The 16,251-nt window shown below is 73.6% G+C and carries 14 protein-coding genes; 11 read left to right on the top strand and 3 right to left on the bottom strand.

Annotated elements, in window-relative coordinates; genetic code table 11:
- The first annotated feature begins 31 nt into the window (after nt 1–31).
- The 6 genes from ACF09E_RS14585 to ACF09E_RS14610 are packed head-to-tail and all read left to right on the top strand — an operon-like array spanning nt 32 to nt 7,986.
- Complete coding sequence (locus tag ACF09E_RS14585) at nt 32–2,839, top strand: prenyltransferase/squalene oxidase repeat-containing protein (RefSeq protein ID WP_392205504.1); 2,808 nt, start codon at nt 32–34, stop codon at nt 2,837–2,839.
- Nucleotides 2,836–3,789 (top strand): hypothetical protein, encoded by a 954-nt coding sequence (locus ACF09E_RS14590; protein WP_392205505.1) that lies wholly within the window; start codon nt 2,836–2,838, stop codon nt 3,787–3,789. Before ACF09E_RS14585 ends, ACF09E_RS14590 begins: the two co-directional genes overlap by 4 nt.
- A gap of 4 nt (nt 3,790–3,793) precedes the next feature.
- Nucleotides 3,794–4,978 carry an energy-coupling factor transporter transmembrane component T gene (locus ACF09E_RS14595; RefSeq protein ID WP_392205506.1) on the top strand — a complete coding sequence of 395 codons (1,185 nt, stop codon included), beginning with the start codon at nt 3,794–3,796 and terminating at the stop codon, nt 4,976–4,978.
- On the top strand, nt 4,975–6,630 hold the full coding sequence (locus ACF09E_RS14600; protein ID WP_392205507.1) for an ABC transporter ATP-binding protein: 1,656 nt from the start codon (nt 4,975–4,977) through the stop codon (nt 6,628–6,630). The genes ACF09E_RS14595 and ACF09E_RS14600 overlap by 4 nt, the downstream gene beginning before the upstream one ends.
- Nucleotides 6,627–7,454, top strand: coding sequence for an ECF transporter S component (locus ACF09E_RS14605; protein ID WP_392205508.1), 828 nt, complete (start codon nt 6,627–6,629; stop codon nt 7,452–7,454). The genes ACF09E_RS14600 and ACF09E_RS14605 overlap by 4 nt, the downstream gene beginning before the upstream one ends.
- Nucleotides 7,455–7,494: 40 nt before the next feature.
- On the top strand, nt 7,495–7,986 hold the full coding sequence (locus ACF09E_RS14610; RefSeq protein ID WP_392205509.1) for a DUF4430 domain-containing protein: 492 nt from the start codon (nt 7,495–7,497) through the stop codon (nt 7,984–7,986).
- 155 nt (nt 7,987–8,141) lie between these two features.
- Here the strand turns inward: ACF09E_RS14610 and ACF09E_RS14615 are convergent, their stop codons facing one another.
- The 3 genes from ACF09E_RS14615 to ACF09E_RS14625 form a co-directional block, all read right to left on the bottom strand.
- Nucleotides 8,142–8,735, bottom strand: a complete 594-nt coding sequence (locus ACF09E_RS14615) for a hypothetical protein (RefSeq protein ID WP_392205510.1) — start codon at nt 8,733–8,735, stop codon at nt 8,142–8,144.
- Between the two features lie 168 nt (nt 8,736–8,903).
- Nucleotides 8,904–9,764 (bottom strand): hypothetical protein, encoded by an 861-nt coding sequence (locus ACF09E_RS14620; RefSeq protein ID WP_392205511.1) that lies wholly within the window; start codon nt 9,762–9,764, stop codon nt 8,904–8,906.
- Nucleotides 9,764–10,396, bottom strand: coding sequence for a hypothetical protein (locus ACF09E_RS14625; protein ID WP_392205512.1), 633 nt, complete (start codon nt 10,394–10,396; stop codon nt 9,764–9,766). Before ACF09E_RS14625 ends, ACF09E_RS14620 begins: the two co-directional genes overlap by 1 nt.
- Before the next feature lie 473 nt (nt 10,397–10,869).
- Here ACF09E_RS14625 and ACF09E_RS14630 point away from each other — a divergent pair, with 473 nt between their 5' ends.
- The 5 genes from ACF09E_RS14630 (at nt 10,870) to ACF09E_RS14650 (ending at nt 16,243) form a co-directional block, all read left to right on the top strand.
- Entirely contained in the window at nt 10,870–11,706 is an 837-nt protein-coding gene (locus ACF09E_RS14630) for an SAM hydroxide adenosyltransferase (protein WP_392205513.1), read from the top strand.
- Between the two features lie 209 nt (nt 11,707–11,915).
- Nucleotides 11,916–12,791, top strand: coding sequence for an ABC transporter substrate-binding protein (locus ACF09E_RS14635; protein WP_392205514.1), 876 nt, complete (start codon nt 11,916–11,918; stop codon nt 12,789–12,791).
- Nucleotides 12,792–12,801: 10 nt separating this feature from the next.
- Complete coding sequence (locus ACF09E_RS14640; protein ID WP_392205515.1) at nt 12,802–13,710, top strand: amino acid ABC transporter permease; 909 nt, start codon at nt 12,802–12,804, stop codon at nt 13,708–13,710.
- Nucleotides 13,707–14,450, top strand: coding sequence for an amino acid ABC transporter ATP-binding protein (locus ACF09E_RS14645; protein ID WP_388794294.1), 744 nt, complete (start codon nt 13,707–13,709; stop codon nt 14,448–14,450). The genes ACF09E_RS14640 and ACF09E_RS14645 overlap by 4 nt, the downstream gene beginning before the upstream one ends.
- Before the next feature lie 245 nt (nt 14,451–14,695).
- Nucleotides 14,696–16,243, top strand: coding sequence for a FadD3 family acyl-CoA ligase (locus ACF09E_RS14650; RefSeq protein ID WP_392205516.1), 1,548 nt, complete (start codon nt 14,696–14,698; stop codon nt 16,241–16,243).
- The last annotated feature ends 8 nt before the right edge of the window (nt 16,244–16,251 follow it).

Below are 16,251 nucleotides of genomic sequence, written 5' to 3' on the forward strand. Positions count from 1 at the left end.
CGCGGGCCGCCCGGCAGAGACGAGGGCCGCGGTGGGGACCGAACAGCAGGCGAGACGGTGGTCGAGGGCGAGACGGCGGCTCTTGTCGACCCTGACCGCTTCCCTTCTGACGCTCGGCGCGGGTCTGACCCACCTCACGGCGGCCTCGCCGGCGAGCGCCGACCCGATCGCGAAGTGCACCCGCACCAAGGGCGCCATCGTCGCCGTGGACTTCGGCAAGTGGGGCGGGCCGGTCGTCCGCGGCTGCGACACCACCCCCACCACCGGCTACGAGCTCCTGCAGACGGGCGGGTTCACCACCGAGGGCACCGGCCACGACGGCCCCGCCTTCATCTGCCGCATCGGCAACCGCGCGTTCAACGCCGGGAAGAAGTACCCCACTCCGGCTCAGGAGGACTGCGTCCTCACCCCGCAGGCCACCGCCTACTGGTCGTACTGGATCGCGTCCCCCGGCCAGAGGAAGTGGACGTACAGCCCGCTGGGCGCCATGTCGCGCACGCTCAAGCCGGGCGACGTGGACGCCTGGGTCTTCGGCGGCACGGACATCGGCGGCACCAAGGGCAGGCCGTCGTTCACGCCCGACGACGTCCGCGCGGACGGGGGCGACCCGCCGAACCCCAGCGACCCGCCGGCGCCGAACGTGCCCCCGGGCACCATCGACCTGCCCGCCGCGACCCGCTGGCTCACCGACCGGCTGACCAACGGGCAGCGCGTCGTCAACGACGGCGACACGACGCCCAACTACCTCGCCACCACCGAGGTGTCCTACGCCCTGGCCGCCACCGACAGCGAGCACCCCACCGCCCGCCGGATCGCGGCCTTCCTCGGCCGGCCCGAGCACACCGACGCGTACGCCTACCCGGCCGGCAAGGACGAGGCGCCGGACGCCACCGCCGCCGCCCGCCTCGCCCTCGTCGCCGAGGCCACCGGGAAGGACCCCCGCGACTTCGGCGGCCACGACCTCCTCGGCGACCTGACGGCGAACGTCTGCCTCAGCGGCTCGGACGCGCCCCAGCCCGTGCCCGGCTGCACGACCAAGGGCGACTTCCGCACGACCGGACAGACCGAGGGCCAGGCCCTGGCCGTCATCGCGCTGCTGAACGGAGGCGTCACCCCGCCCGCCGAGTCGGTGACGCGACTGGCTCAACTGCAGTGCGACGACGGCGGTTTCCCCAGCTTCCTGATCCTGGACGGCCAGGTCTGCGAGAGCGAGGCACCGTCCACCGCCCTCGTCGCGCTCGCCCTCCAGCGCGCCGGCGGCCACACCCCGGTGGTCACCAAGGCCCGCTCCTCCCTCAAGAAGGCCCAGTTCAAGACGGGGGCCTGGCCGGCCGCCTCGTACAGCGTCCCGGGCAGCGCCTACGCCACCGGCTGGGTGGCCCAGACCCTGCGCGCCCTGGGCGACCGCGGCCACGCGGACGCGGGGGTCTCCTGGATCTCCCGCCAGCAGTTCCCCGGCGGCGGCTTCGCCTTCGAGGAGGGGACCACGGACCCGCTGCTGTACGCCACGACCGCGGCGGTGATCGCCGGCGCGAAGAGCGACCTGGTGACGCTCACGACGAAGGAGCCCGTCCCGCCGACGACACCGCCGACGACGCCTCCGACCACCCCGCCCACCACGCCTCCCACGACGGGGCCCACCGCTCCCCCGGCCGGTGACGGACCGGACCTGAAGAAGGGCTCGGCCTACCTCGCCGACCACAAGCGGCTGATCCAGGGCCGGTACTACGAGGGCAGCCCCCGCTTCGCGGACTACGGCATGACCATCGACGGCGCCTACGCGCTCGCCGCCACCGGACACGACAACGCCACCCTGCGCAACATCGTCGACTTCCTCGACAAGGGCGGCAAGGACGCCTCGGGCCGCGGAGTCCACGACTGGACGAAGATCGGCACGAAGTACGCGGGCGGCGGGTTCATCGGCAAGACCGCGGTGCTCGCCCAGTCCGTGGGCCGTGATCCCCGCGCCTTCGGCGGCAAGGACCTGATCGGCGCGCTCGCCAAGGGCACCTGCGCGGCCGCGACCCCCGCCGAGCCCCGGAAGTGCGCGGGCAAGGGCAACTACACGTACGCGACCTCGGTCTTCTCCCAGTCCCTCGGCGTCATCGCCCAGATCCGCGCGGGCGAGAGCGGCGCGGCGGCCCAGCCGGTCGCGTACCTGAAGAGTCTCCGCGACCCGTCGACCGGCGCCTGGCCCAGCCTCATCGGCGAGCCGAGCGACATCGAGGTCGACTCCACGGCGATGGCCGCGATGGCACTGGATCTGCTGCCCGACGCCGACTCGCAGGCCGCCGTGGACCGGTCCCTGGTCTGGCTGGCCGGCCGGCAGCTCTCCGACGGGGGCTTCCCCGGCGCCTCCGGCAACTCGGTGAACTCGGCCGCGCTCGCCGTCCAGGGCCTGTCGCTGGACGCCGTGAAGTACAAGGACGAGATCGCGAAGGCCCGGAAGTTCCTGGCCTCGCAGCAGAACAAGGACGGCGGCTTCAACGTCAGCAAGGGCGGCCAGGCGGGCTCGGACGTCCGCGCCTCCGCCCAGGCCGTCGGCGGCGCCACCGGCATCTCCTTCGGCGTGCTGACCCGTGACATGAGCGGTACCACCCCGGAACCGGTCCCGAGCATCTCCGGCCAGTCCGGCACCTCCACCCCGGTGATCATCACCGAGGGGGAGAACGGCGGAGCCTCCGGGGGCCAGGCCGCCGGCACCGGCGGGGGCAGCATCGCCGCGACCGGATCCCAGGTCACCGGGCTCGCCGTCGCCGCGGTCCTCCTCGTCCTCGCGGGCTGGGGCACGACCCATGCCGCCCGCAGGCGCCGCGCGGGCGACGGCGGGGCGGCGTGACCGCCCGTCAGGGCGCCCGCGCCCTCACCCGTACGACGGCCGCGCTGGGACTCACCGTGGCGGTCTTCGCCGGTACGGCGGCCCCGGCCGGAGCCGCCCCTCAGCCGATGGGGCAGTGCACCACCTCGTCCGGTGCCGTGCTGGCCGTGGACTTCAGCCACTGGGGCGGGCCGATCTACCGCTCCTGCGGGACGACGCCCACCACCGGGTACGAGCTGCTGAACCAGGGCGGCTGGCGGACGACCGGCACCGGCCACGACGGCCCCGCCTTCATCTGCCGCATCGGCTACAGCGGTCACCAGGGCGGCAAGCAGTATCCGACTCCCCAGCAGGACGACTGTGTGCTGACCCCGCCCGCCTCCGCGTACTGGTCGTACTGGCACGCCGACCCGGGACAGAACACCTGGACGTACAGCCAGCTCGGCGCCATGCTCTACAAGCCGAGGCCCGGCAGCGTCGACCTGTGGATCTTCGGTGGCACCGACATCGAGGGAACGGAGGGGCGCCCGACCGTCACGCCGGACCAGCTGCGCGCGAAGAACGCGAAGCCCACCGGCGGCGGGGCCGTGCCCCGCGACACCCGGACGGCGGCTCCGCTGCCGCCGGGCGTCGACACCGGGCCGGCGCCGGAGAACCCGCCCCCGGCCGACCCGACCACGCCTCCCCCGCCGTCCCCCTCCCGCTCGGTCACGGCGAGCCCGAGCCCGTCGAAGAGCCCTTCGCCGACTCCGTCGAAGAGCGTCTCCCCGACGCCGTCCGCGACGCCCTCGGCGACGACCGGTTCTCCGGCGGTGGCCGCGTCCGGCCCGACGGTGGTCGACGCCGCACCGGCGGCGGACGCGGCCCATGACACGGGCTCCTGGGTTCCGGCCGTCGTCACCGGTGTCCTGGGCCTGCTGATCGGTGCCGCCGCCGTGTTCGCGGCCAAGCGCCGCCGTCGTACGGAGTAGCCGCGTGTCCCGCACCACTGCGGCGACCGCCCGGTCGTCCGCGTCCGGCCTCATGCCGGACGCGGGCGGCCGGCGGCTGCCCCGCACCCTGCATCCCGTCGCCTGGTGGATCTGGGCCCTGGCCCTGGCCACCGCGGTCAGCCGCACCAACAACCCGCTGCTGCTCTTCCTGGTCCTCGCCGTGCTCGGCTACGTCATCACCATGCGCCGCACCGAGGCCCCCTGGGCGCGCGGCTTCAAGTACTACCTCTACCTGGCGCTCACCGTCGTCGCGATCCGGGTGGTGTTCCGCGCGGTCTTCGCCACCGGGATCACCCCCCACGACCACTTCCTCTTCTCCCTCCCCCACCTGCCCACCCCGGACTGGTACGCGGGCATCCAGATCGGCGGGCCGGTCTCGCTGGAGGCCCTGCTCTCCGCGGCCACCGACGGGCTCCGGCTGGCGTGCATGCTCTGCTGCATCGGCGCGGCCAACACCCTCGCCAACCCCAAGCGGGCCCTGCGTGTGCTGCCCGGGGCGCTGTACGAACTCGGCGTCGCCGTCACCGTCTCCATCAGCGTGGCACCCCAACTCGTCCAGAGCGTGCAGCGCGTGCACCGGGCCCGGCGCCTGCGCGCCGGACGGTCGAAGGGGCTGCGCGCCCTGCGCGGCATCATCGTCCCCGTCCTCGAAGACGCGCTGGAGCGCTCCCTGCGCCTCGCCGCGGCGATGGACTCCCGCGGCTACGGCCGGGCCGGAACCGCCACCCGCCGGTCGCGCCGGGCCACGGGCGCGCTGATGCTGCTCGGCATGTGCGGCCTGTGCGCCGGCGCGTACGGACTGCTCGACGCCACGGCCCCCGTGCTGCTCGGCTTCCCGGCCCTCGTGGCCGGCGGACTGCTGTGCGTGGCGGGGCTGCGCCTCGGCGGGCGCAGGATCACCCGGACCACTTACCGGCCGGACCCCTGGAAGGCGGCCGAGTGGGCCGTCGCGGGCTGCGGCGTGGTGTCCGCCGTGCTCCTCTTCAGCAACGCGGGTTTCGACGCGGCCGAGCTCAACCCGTCCATCTACCCGCTCAGCTGGCCCACGCTCCCACTGGTTCCGGCCGCCGCGATCCTCCTCGCGGGGACCGCCGGATTCCTGGCCCCGCCTCCGAGCCCGCCGGTCCGTCCGGCCGTCCCCGCGCAGCGCACCGAGGAAGTCACGTGATCACCTTCGACCAGGTCACCGTCCACTACGAGGACTCGGCCGAGCCCGTCCTGCGGGATGTCGACCTGACGGTCGAGGAGGGCGAGCTCTGCCTCGTCGTCGGCCACACCGGCGTCGGGAAGTCGACCCTGCTCGGCGCCGTCAACGGTCTCGTCCCGCACTTCACCGGCGGCACCCTGTACGGCAGGGTCACCGTCGACGGGCGGGACACCGCCGACCATCCGCCGCGCGAACTCGCCGACGTCGTGGGCGTCGTGGGGCAGGACCCCCTCGACGGATTCGTCACCGACACCGTCGAGGAGGAACTCGCCTACGCGATGGAGCAGTTGGCAGTCCCTCCGGCCACCATGCGCAAGCGCGTCGAGGAGACCCTCGACCTGCTGGGCCTCGCCGATCTGCGCCACCGGGCCCTCCACGAACTCTCGGGGGGCCAGCAGCAGCGCGTCGCGATCGGCTCCGTCCTCACCGCGCACCCGCGCGTCCTGGTCCTCGACGAACCCACCTCCGCGCTCGACCCGACGGCCGCCGAGGAGGTCCTGGCCGCCGTGACCCGGCTGGTCCACGACCTGGGCGTCACCGTCCTGCTCGCCGAGCACCGTCTGGAGCGGGTCGTCCAGTACGCCGACCGCGTCCTTCACCTGCCCGGCGACGGGCGCGTGGTCTCCGGCCCGCCCGCGGACGTCTTCCGTACGTCGTCCATCGCCCCGCCCGTCGTCGAGCTCGGCCGCGCCGCCGGCTGGTCGCCGCTGCCCCTCTCGATCCGCGACGCCCGACGGGCGGCGGCGCCCCTGCGGACCCGGCTGGACGGTGCCGTGCCCCCGCCGGTACGCCCGGCACCCGGTGCGGACCGGCCCCGGCTCCTGGACGCGCGCGGCATCACCGTGACGTACCAGGGCGTGCCCGCCGTCCGCGAGGTCGACCTCGGCCTCCGCGGCGGGGAGGTCACCGCGCTGATGGGCCGCAACGGCTCCGGCAAGTCCTCCCTGCTCTGGGCGCTCCAGGGCTCCGGCCCCCGCAAGGCCGGTTCGGTCGCCGTAGGGGAGCCCGACGGCCCGGGGACGCGAGACCCCCGGAAGGTCTCGGCGACCGAGGCCCGCCGCCTCGTCGGTCTGGTGCCGCAGACGCCCACCGACCTGCTCTACCTGGAGAGCGTCAAGCAGGAACTCGACCAGGCCGACTCCGAGTCCGCGGTACGGGCCGACGGCGTCCCGGCCCGCACCCTGCTGGACCGGCTCGCTCCCGGCATCCCCGACACCACCCACCCCCGCGATCTGTCCGAGGGCCAGAAACTCGCCCTCGTCCTCGCGATCCAACTCGCCGCCGCCCCCCGGGTCGTGCTCCTCGACGAGCCCACCCGCGGGCTCGACTACCGGGCCAAGGGGGAACTGATCGACATCGTGGACGGGCTGGCGGCAGAAGGCCGCACGGTCGTCATCTCGACGCACGACGTGGAGTTCGTCGCCCGCGCCGCCGACCGGGTGGTGGTCATGGCGGAGGGGGACATCGTGGCGGACGGCCCCACCTCCGAAGTCATCGTCGCCTCCCCCGTGTTCGCCCCGCAGACGGCGAAGATCCTCGCTCCGCTGCCCTACCTCACCGTGGACCAGCTGGCCTCGGTCCTGGACACCGACGGAACGGATCAGAGCGCGTGAGCACCTCCCCCGCCGCGATCCGCATCCGCCCCCGAGCCGGGATCGTGATCGCCATGGCGGCCTTCCTCGGCGTCGTGGCGTTCTTCTGGCCGTTCCTCGTCGCCCCGGGGAAGTTCGGCTCGAACTACGCGCCGCCCCTGATCTTCGGCGTCCTGCTGGTGATCGTGCTGAGTGTCGTGATCTCCGAGATCGCCGAGGGCGGCATCAACTCCAAGGCCCTGGCCATGCTGGGCGTGCTGTCCGCGGTCAACGCCGCGATCCGCCCGCTCGGGGCGGGTACCGCCGGCATCGAGACGGTGTTCTTCATCCTCGTGCTCGCGGGCCGCGTGTACGGCCCCGGGTTCGGGTTCACCCTGGGCTGCACCTCGCTCTTCGCCTCGGCGCTGATCACCGGGGGCGTCGGCCCCTGGATGCCGTACCAGATGTTCGGCTGCGCCTTCGTGGGCATGCTCGCCGGCTTCCTCCCCAAGGCCACGGGACGACGGGAGGTCGCCCTCCTCGCGGTGTACGGCTCGCTCTCCGGCTACCTGTTCGGCTTCCTGCTCAATCTCTCCTTCTGGCCCTTCTCGCTCGACCCGAACAGCTCCATCGCCTACCTGCCCGGGCTCCCGTTCACCGAGCAGTTCCAGCGGTACCTCGCCTTCGACCTGGCGACCTCGCTCGGCTGGGACACCGGCCGCGCCGTCACGAACCTCGTCGCCATCACCCTGGCCGGGCCCGCCGTCCTCACCGTCTTCCGCCGTGCCGCCCGCAAGGCCCGCTTCCAGGCCCCGATCAGGTTCGCCGGTCGGGGCGGGGCCGCCCCGGACACCACGGCCGGATGAACACGCACCACCCACCTCGTCACCGACCGAAAGGCACACCATGCGTACGACCCCGCTCCGCCGCGCCGCCGTGACCACCGCGGTCCTCGGTCTCGCCCTGACCACCGCGCCCGCGGTCGCGCAGGCCGAGACCACGGCCTCGTTCACGAACGCGCCGGTGAGAGTGACCGTCACCGTCCAGGGCCCGGACGGTCTGCTCTTCCAGAAGAAGATCTTCACCTGGGGCCACGACGTCACCACCGCCACCGGCGGCACGCACAAGTGCGACGGCACCAACGGCAGCGCGCACGCGACCAAGGTGCCGACCCCGACGGCCGCCCTCGACCACGCTGCCAAGCGCAACGGCTTCACCTGGGACGGCACCTGGTACGCGTCGTTCGACGACTTCTCCGTCGACACGGTGAAGGGCGTCAGCGGCGGCGGCTCGGCGTACTGGAGCATCGCGGTGAACGGCGTCCCGACCCCCGTCGGCGGCTGCCAGTTCGAGATAGAGAACGGCGACCAGGTCGCGTTCACCTGGACGTCGTTCTGACGGCAGGCGTTCCCGGAAGGGCGGTCCGGACCTCCGAGGTCCGGGCCGCCGCGCCCTGCCGCGCCGAAGCCCCGGTGGGCCGGGGCTGTTCCGCCCCCGGAAGGGAACGGCGATCGGGTGGGGTGCCCGTCCCGGGCAGGGCGTCCGGCCGACCGTCAGGCCGTGTCGCCTCCGGGCGCGAGCAGCCAGCGCCGGACCACCTGGAGGCACACCGTCCCGCCGACCACGAGACGACGCCGCTCGCCCCGGGCCCGCCGGTCGAACTCCACGCGGTAGCCCTGGAGGCCGTCCAGGGAGCGGACGGTCGAGACCGTCACCCGGGCGACGACTCCGTCGCCGTCGTCCGTCACGTGCCACACCCGGCCCAGCGGTGCGCTTCGGGTGAACCGCAGCGCACCGTGACCGGCCGTGGTCACGTCGAGCCGCCGGGTGCGGTGGAGACGGCCGGGGGAACGGACCTCACCGACCGGATCACCCCCGGGCCCGGTCACCAGGAACTCCGGTCGGGCGAATCCACGCCGCCCGGCCACCAGGTCGACACCCAGGACCGGTCGCCCGTCGAGGTCGTGGAGCACGTACCCGAAGGCGCCGTGTTCCCGCAGGTGGGCCAGGACGGTGCCGTCCTCCGCCGTCATCCGCATCCGCGGCCCCGTGTACCGGCGCAGGAGCGAACGCCCCGGCTCGGCGAGGATCACCGTGTCGGGGCCGAACAGCCGGTGAACCGGTTCCCTGCCGTCGCCCCCGCGCATCGCGCACCCTCCCGCCGGCGCCGCTCCGTCGGCCCGATTATGACCGCGCCGGGAGGCGGGGAACAGGGGCGGGCGCCCGGCCGGCGAAGGCCGGTCGCCGGGTCGGAGCATGGGAGGAGCCCCCTGGGGTCCAGGGGGCTCCTCCCATGCTCCGAGAGCGGGTCCGGGTCAGGCCCGGAGCAGGCGCTCCGTCACCTCGCGGTAGGTCCGCAGGGTGAGCCGGAGCTGCTCGGTGTCCTGAGCCGCGCGCCCCTGGTCACCGTCCTTCTGCCAGCCCGCCCGCAGGGCGGTCCGCCGGTCCCGCAGAGCGGCCACCAGCTGCCGCTCGGTCTCCTCCAGGAGGTCGGCCGCCTCGGCAACCGAGTCGTGGGGGGAGTCGACGAAGCCGGCGAGGGCGTGGTGCAGGCGTTCGCCGAGCCGGTCGCGTTCACCGGCGTCGAGCAGCTGCCCCGCGGGGCCGTCCTCGGATCCGTCGGCCGCCGGCCGGTGGTGCGTGCCCGGCAGGTCGCCGGTGCCTCCGACCGTGGGGTCGTGCCGGTCTCCGGGGCTCCGGCCGTCGGCCGGCCGCTCCGTCGCCGTCCGTCCGCGCGGTGCGGCGGGGGGCGCGACGGGAGCGTCCGTGCGGCTCCCCTCGTTCCGGCCCGTGGCACCGGGGTCGTCGGACGGAAGGCCGGACCGCCGGGCCCCGGTCGGCGCCGTCCCGGATTCCGCACCGGACGGCGCGGCCGCCGGTGGTCTCGGGGCGGGCGGAGCCGCGGGGGGCGGCGGCGTGGCGTCACCGTCCCGCTGGGCGGGAACGGCCGCGTGGAGCGTCCCGTCGTCGGGGGCGGCGTGGACGGAGCGCTGGGTGGGAACGGCCCCGACGGGGGTCCCCTCCCGGCCGGCGGGCGTCGGCGCCGCGGAGCCGGCCGGTTCGCCGGGGGTCCTCAGGGGCGGCGGCGGCTTCGGGGGCGGCGGGGGCGCGGATTCGCTCCGCGCGTCGCCGTCCGTGCTTCCCGCTGCCCACCGCTCCTGCTTGTCGCGTGCCATCAGGCACCACTTCCCTTCGGCTTGAGGACGGGTCCACGGCCCCGGACGGGCATCGGCACCGGGTGTCGTCGGGCGTCGGTGCCCGCGGTGGACCCGGTGACGGTCAGGTCCTCGAACAGGGCGCGCGCGTGCACCAGCGCCTCGCGCAGTTCCTCGGTGGAGGCGGAGCCGGAGCGCGTCGTCCGGTGGATCGTGCGCAGGCCCTCCACGTGGTGCGGATGGTGCACCGACAGGGCGGCGAGCTGCTCGTCGCGCCGGTCGGCGTCCGGGAAGCCCCGGACCGCGGCGACCCGGGTGAGGAGCTGCTCGGCGTCGGCGACGGCCTGCGCCGGGGCGTCGACGAAGCGCTCCTGGAGGGTGGTCCACTGGGCGGTGTACTGCTCGCGGACCGCCGGTTCGAGCGGCAGCGGGCGGATGCCGCCGTAGCGCTCGGTCCGCTCGCGCAGGTCACGGTGGGTCGCTTCGACGTCGCCACCGTGCTGTTCGAGGCTACGGTCGTACTCGGGGCCGAAGCTGCGCTTCAGGGAGCGCGTGCCGCTGCCCGGGCCCGTGCGGGCCCGGATCAGGACACCGGCCACCAGTACCACCGCGACCAGCGCCACGATGATGAGAACTGTGGTCAGGGTCGACATGGCTGCCTTCCTGGACGGGGACTCCTGGCTGGCTGTTCGGTACTGCTTGCTGAGCGCGCCTAGGACCCGGCTTGCCGCTTCTGGGACTGCCAAACCAACGGGACGGCACCGTCACCGGTCCGGCGGGCACGCGGGCGGTCCCCGGGCGACCGGGCTCCGGCGTGCCGGCGTGCCGGCGGAAGACCTCGTCCACTATGTGGAATGCGCTCTGAGACGGCTCCGGGCGGTGCTAGCGTGCACGTCATGCAGCACACCGCCACCCTCGCCATGATGCGAATGATGCCCCCGCCCCCGGAGGCGCTTCGCTAGCGAAGCCGTGTGCGCGCAGGACGCGACGGACCCTCCGGAAACGGAGGGTCCGTTTTTTCGTGTCCCGGCCCGGTGCCGAGCCCGTCGGCACCCGCACCACCAGCCTCCTCCACCCCATCTCCTCCACCCCGTCTCCTCCCTCGTCAGAAGGGCGAAGTACCGCCATGTCCCTTCCTCCGGTCGTCTCCCTCACGGACTGCGCCGACCCCAACGCGCTCGCCCGCCAGTCCACCCGGATCGCCGCCCTGTTCGGCTCCACGCCGACCGTCCTGCCGCTCGGCGGACCCGACCCGGAGGGCGCCGCCGCCCTCACCCTGCTGGACCTCCTCCGCTCCACGGACCTGATCGGGGGCCCGAGCCGGCCGGTCGTGGTCCTCGTCAACATCGCGCCGAGGGACGGGCACTGGCCCAACGGCGTGCCGTTCTGCTCCTTCCGCCACGGGAACCACCTGGTGGTCAGCACGCTCAACCACCGGGTCCTGGCTCCGCTGGCGAGCTACCTGGGGCTCACGGAGGTCCAGGTCACCGACGTCCGCGAGGTGCTGGAAGCCGCCGCCGCCGACTGGGCCGACCTGGCGCCGGCCGAGATCGAGGAGATGGTGCGGACCCAGTTCCGGAGCCTCTGGTACGCGCCCCTGCTGGCCCGCTGGCTGGTGGACGGCCACCCCGTCCCCGCGCAGCCGGCGGCGGTGGCTCCGGCCGCCGCCGAGGACGTGCGGATCGCCGTGGTCGACAACTTCGGCAACTGCAAGCTGGACCGCCCGGCCGCCGAACTGCCCGGCTACGCAGCCGCCGAGAGCCTCCTCGTACGCAACCGGCGCGACGGCCGGGACATCCGGGTGCGCTGTTACGACCGCCTGCCGGACGTCCCGCTCGGCGAGCCCGGCATCACCGTCGGGAGTTCCGGCGTCGGATTCGCCGAACTGGTGGTCCGCGGCGGTTCCGCGGCGGAGGCCTTCGGGCTGCGCCAGGGCGACCGGGTATTCGATCTCACCAGCTGACATGTTATCAACGCGTTATCACGGCAGGGGACTTCCCGATTGACGCCGGTCTCCGCGAGCCGGAATGCTGAAAAGCATGTCCGGAACTCCCCCGCTGGTACGCCGCCGCCACGTGGACCACGTGCGCTGTGCGGCCGATCTGTGTCGCTGAGCGCACAGCACCGGCCTCCTACTCTCGCCTTTCCCGGACTTCTCCCTAAGGACCTCCGATGTCCCGTACCCGCACGTCCCTCGCGGCCTCGGCCGCCGCCCTCGTCGCGCTCGCGGCGGCCGGCTGCGCACCGCAGCCGAACAGCACGCCCGAAGCCTCCGGCGCCAAGGAATCCGCCCGCTGCACGACCGACCACCCGAGTCTGCACGAGCGCGGCCGGCTCACCGTCGCGACCGACTCGCCGGCCTACGAGCCGTGGTTCGACAGCAACACCCCGTCGAACGGAAAGGGATTCGAAAGCGCCGTCGCCTATGCGGTGGCCGAAAAGCTGGGCTTCGAACGCAGTCAGGTGAAATGGGTCGTCGAACCCTTCTCCCATTCGTACGCCCCCGGCGCCAAGTCTTTCGACTTCGACATCAACCAGATCTCCATCACGCCGCAGCGCGCGAAAGCCGTGGATTTCTCGACCAGTTACTACACGGCCAATCAGGCCGTCCTGGCGCTCGACGGATCCCGGTTCGCGAAGGCCGCGTCCCTGACCGCCCTCAAGGACGCCAGGATCGGCGTGCAGGTCGCGACGACCAGCTACCAGGCCGTGCTCGACCAGATCAAGCCGGTGAAGCAGCCGCGCGTCTTCAGCACCACCAAGGACGAGGTGACCGCGCTGCGGAACGGTCAGATCGACGCGATCGTCACCGACCTGCCCACCGTCTTCTACCTGGCCGGGGCAGAGCTCGACAACGGCGAGATCGTCGGCCAGTTCGGCTACGCGGGCGGCACCCCCGAGAAGTTCGGTCTGCTGCTGCCGAAGAACAGCGGGTACACCTCCTGCGTCAACCAGGCCCTCGACGAGCTCCGGACCGACGGCACGCTCGCCCGGCTCACCACTCAGTGGCTCTCCGCCTCGGCGGACGTCCCCGAGCTGAAGCGATAACGGGTCGGCTGTGGACATCGGCAAGACGGCCGCGCCGGACCGGTCGGCCACCGTTCCGGAGACGCCCGACACGGGCTACCGGCCCAGCGAGCACGAACAGGAGCGGCAGCGGTACCGCCGCTCCCGCAAGCGGCGCCACACCTGGGTCTCCACCCTCTGCACCGTGCTCGGCCTGGTGGTCGTGGGCGCGGCAGCGGTGGCCTCACCGGGCTGGGAGCGCGTCGACAGTCTGTTCTTCGACGGCGCGGAGCTGCGCGCCGCCCTCCCCGACCTCCTCCGGGGCTTCTGGCTCAACATCCAGATGTTCCTCGTCGCCGAGGTGCTGATCCTCGTGCTGGGCCTGCTGATCGCCCTGGTGCGGGTGACCCGCGCGCCGGGTCTCCAGCCGCTGCGGCTCGCGGCCACGGTCTACGTGGACGTCTTCCGCGGCGTACCGACCCTGCTGCTGGTCTTCCTCGTCGGCTTCGGACTGCCCGCGCTGCAACTGCAGGGCACACCCTCCGAGCCCTGGGTCCTCGGCGTGATCGCCCTGACCCTCTCCTACACCGCGTACGTCGCCGAGGTGTTCCGGGCGGGACTGAACTCGGTCCACCCCGCGCAGCGGAACGCGGCCCGGGCCCTGGGCCTCAACGAGCGGCAGGCCGTACGTCACGTCGTGCTGCCGCAGGCCGTGCGCAACGTGCTGCCGCCCCTGCTCAACGACTTCATCTCGCTGCAGAAGGACACGGCGCTGGTCGCCGTCCTCGGTCCGCTCGAAGCCCTGCGGGCCGCGCAGATCAAGGCGGACTACGACTTCAACTACACCCCGTACCTGGGAGCGGCCCTCTTGTTCATCGCGGTGACCATCCCGCTGACCCGCTTCGCCGACCGGCTCCAGCGGCGGGCGGCCCGGCGCACCTGGGCGGGGGCGGCGGGATGAGCGAGTCGCTGCTGCGCATCCGCGGCCTCCGCAAGCAGTACGGCGAGCGGCTGGTGCTGCGTTCGATCGACCTGGACGTCGCCGAGCACCAGGTGGTCTGCCTGATCGGCGGCTCGGGCTCGGGCAAGTCGACCCTGCTGCGCTGTGTCGACCTGCTCGAGGTCGTCGACGACGGGACCGTCCACCTGAGCGGGACGGAACTGACCGACCCGCGGCTCGACCCCGACGTCGCCCGCCGCCGGATCGGCATCGTCTTCCAGGCGTACAACCTCTTCCCGCACCTGAGCGTGCTGGACAACATCACGCTCGCACCCCGCCGCGTCCACGGCGTCCCGCGCCGGAAGGCGGAGGCCTCGGCCCGCGAGCTGCTCGACCGCCTCGGGCTCGGGGACAAGGCCCACGAGCACCCCGACCGGCTCTCGGGCGGACAGCAGCAGCGGGCGGCGATCGCCCGCGCCCTGGCCACCGAGCCGGAGCTGCTACTCTTCGACGAGATCACCTCGGCCCTCGACCCCGAGCTGGTCGGCGAGGTCCTGGACGTCGTCGCCGACCTCAAGCGGCGCGGCCTGACCATCCTGATGGCCACCCACGAGATGGACTTCGCCCGGCGGGTCGCGGACCGGGTCTGCTTCCTGGAGGACGGCGTGATCGTGGAGCAGGGCACCGCCGAGCAGGTGCTGACCGCTCCGCGGGAGCAGGCCACGCGCCGCTTCCTCGCCCGCGCGCTCGACCGTTCCTAGGCCGGCCGGTCCGGCCGATCGCGGAAGCCGGTCCCTCCCCCGCTGTGGGGAGGGACCGGCTTCCTCCCTGTCCGGGGGTTCCGGCGTACGCCCCCGGTCCCCGTCCGGCCCGTCGCGCACCTTCCCGGTGAGCGGGAACCGCCCCCTGCGCCGGCCCCGGTCTCCCTGCCAGGCTCCGAACCGCCGTGGTTCCACCACCCGCGCCCCGGCCGAGGGGCGGGGCCGCAGGGAGGACGTGACAGGTCATGAAGGGCCCGCAGACCATCGCCCGGCTCGCGGACTGGGCCGCTGAGAGGTACGGGGACGAGGAGGCCCTCGTCTTCGGCGAGGAGCGCTGGACGTTCGCGGAGTTGCGCGACCGGGTCGACCGGGTGGCCCGCGCGGTGATCGCGCAGGGGATCGGTCCGGGCGACCGGGTCGCCGTGTGGGCGCCCAACGGCGCGCGCTGGGTGGTGGCCGCGCTGGGCGCCGTCGCGGCCGGCGGGGTGCTGGTCCCGGTGAACACCCGCTACAAGGCGGCCGAGGCGGCGGACATCCTGCGTAGGTCCGGTGCCCGGCTGCTGTTCACCGAGCACGGCTTCCTCGGTACGGACTACCGGGCGCTGCTCGCCGCCTCGGGCGAGGAACTCCCGCTCCTGGACCGGACGGTGACCCTGCACTCGGGGGACTGGCCGCGCTTCCTCGCGGGGGCGGACCGGGTGTCCGGGCGGGAGCGCCTCGCCCGTACCGCCGCCGTGCGGCCCGCCGACACCGCCGATGTCCTCTTCACTTCCGGCACCTCCGGCCGCCCCAAGGGCGTGCCGAGCACCCACGGACAGAACCTGCGGGTGTACGACGCCTGGGCGCGTACGGTGACCCTGCGGCGCGGGGACCGCCACCTCCTGGTCAACCCGTTCTTCCACACCTTCGGCTACAAGGCGGGTGTCCTGGCCTGCCTGCTGCGCGGGGCCACGATCGTCCCGGAGCGGGTGTTCGACGCGGGGACCGTCCTCGGGCGCATCCGGGACGAGCGCATCTCCGTGCTGACCGGCGCGCCCACCCTCTTCACCTCGCTCGTCCACCATCCCGGGCGGGAGACGTACGACCTCACGTCGATGCGGATGGCGGTCACCGGGGCGGCGAACATCCCGACCGCGCTGATCGAGCAGATCCGGAGCTGTCTGGGCGCCCGGAGCGTCAGCACCGCGTACGGACTGACCGAGTCGACGGGCGTGGTCGCGATCTGCCCGCCGGACGAGTCGCCGGAGACGCTGGCCCGCACCTCCGGAACCGCCCTGGAGGGAACCGAGTTGCGCGTGGACGGGCCGCCCGGCGAGCCGGGCGAGATCCTGACGCGCGGGTACCACGTGATGCGCGGCTACCTCGACGCCCCGGAGGAGACCGCCGGGGCCGTCGACGCGGACGGCTGGCTGCACACCGGGGACGTCGGGGTGCTCGACGAGCGCGGCTTCCTGCGGATCACCGACCGGCTGAAGGACATGGTGGTCGTGGGCGGCTTCAACGTGTACCCGGCGGAGGTGGAGCAGGTGCTGCGCGGCCACCCGGCCGTTCTGGACGTGGCCGTCGTCGGCGCGCCGGACGCGCGGCTCGGGGAGGTCGGCGTCGCGTACTGCGTGCCCGCCGCCGGGGCGCTGATCGACGCGGCGGACCTGACCGCGTACACCCGGGAGCGGCTGGCCAACTTCAAGGTCCCGCGGGCCTTCCGCTCCGTACCGGACCTGCCGCACAACGCGGCGGGGAAGGTCGACAAGAACGCCCTGCGGCGGCGGGCGGGGACCACCACCATCCGATGAGGAGCACG

The organism is Streptomyces sp. NPDC014891, from assembly GCF_043081085.1.
Lineage (GTDB): Bacteria > Actinomycetota > Actinomycetes > Streptomycetales > Streptomycetaceae > Streptomyces.

Excerpts from the sequence above, each read along its gene's own strand:
- ACF09E_RS14610 (WP_392205509.1), top strand. The coding sequence starts at position 7,495 with ATGCGTACGACCCCGCTCCGCCGCGCCGCCGTGACCACCGCGGTCCTC.
- ACF09E_RS14615 (WP_392205510.1), bottom strand. The coding sequence starts at position 8,735 with ATGCGCGGGGGCGACGGCAGGGAACCGGTTCACCGGCTGTTCGGCCCC.
- ACF09E_RS14620 (WP_392205511.1), bottom strand. The coding sequence starts at position 9,764 with ATGGCACGCGACAAGCAGGAGCGGTGGGCAGCGGGAAGCACGGACGGC.
- ACF09E_RS14625 (WP_392205512.1), bottom strand. The coding sequence starts at position 10,396 with ATGTCGACCCTGACCACAGTTCTCATCATCGTGGCGCTGGTCGCGGTG.
- ACF09E_RS14630 (WP_392205513.1), top strand. The coding sequence starts at position 10,870 with ATGTCCCTTCCTCCGGTCGTCTCCCTCACGGACTGCGCCGACCCCAAC.
- ACF09E_RS14635 (WP_392205514.1), top strand. The coding sequence starts at position 11,916 with ATGTCCCGTACCCGCACGTCCCTCGCGGCCTCGGCCGCCGCCCTCGTC.
- ACF09E_RS14645 (WP_388794294.1), top strand. The coding sequence starts at position 13,707 with ATGAGCGAGTCGCTGCTGCGCATCCGCGGCCTCCGCAAGCAGTACGGC.
- ACF09E_RS14650 (WP_392205516.1), top strand. The coding sequence starts at position 14,696 with ATGAAGGGCCCGCAGACCATCGCCCGGCTCGCGGACTGGGCCGCTGAG.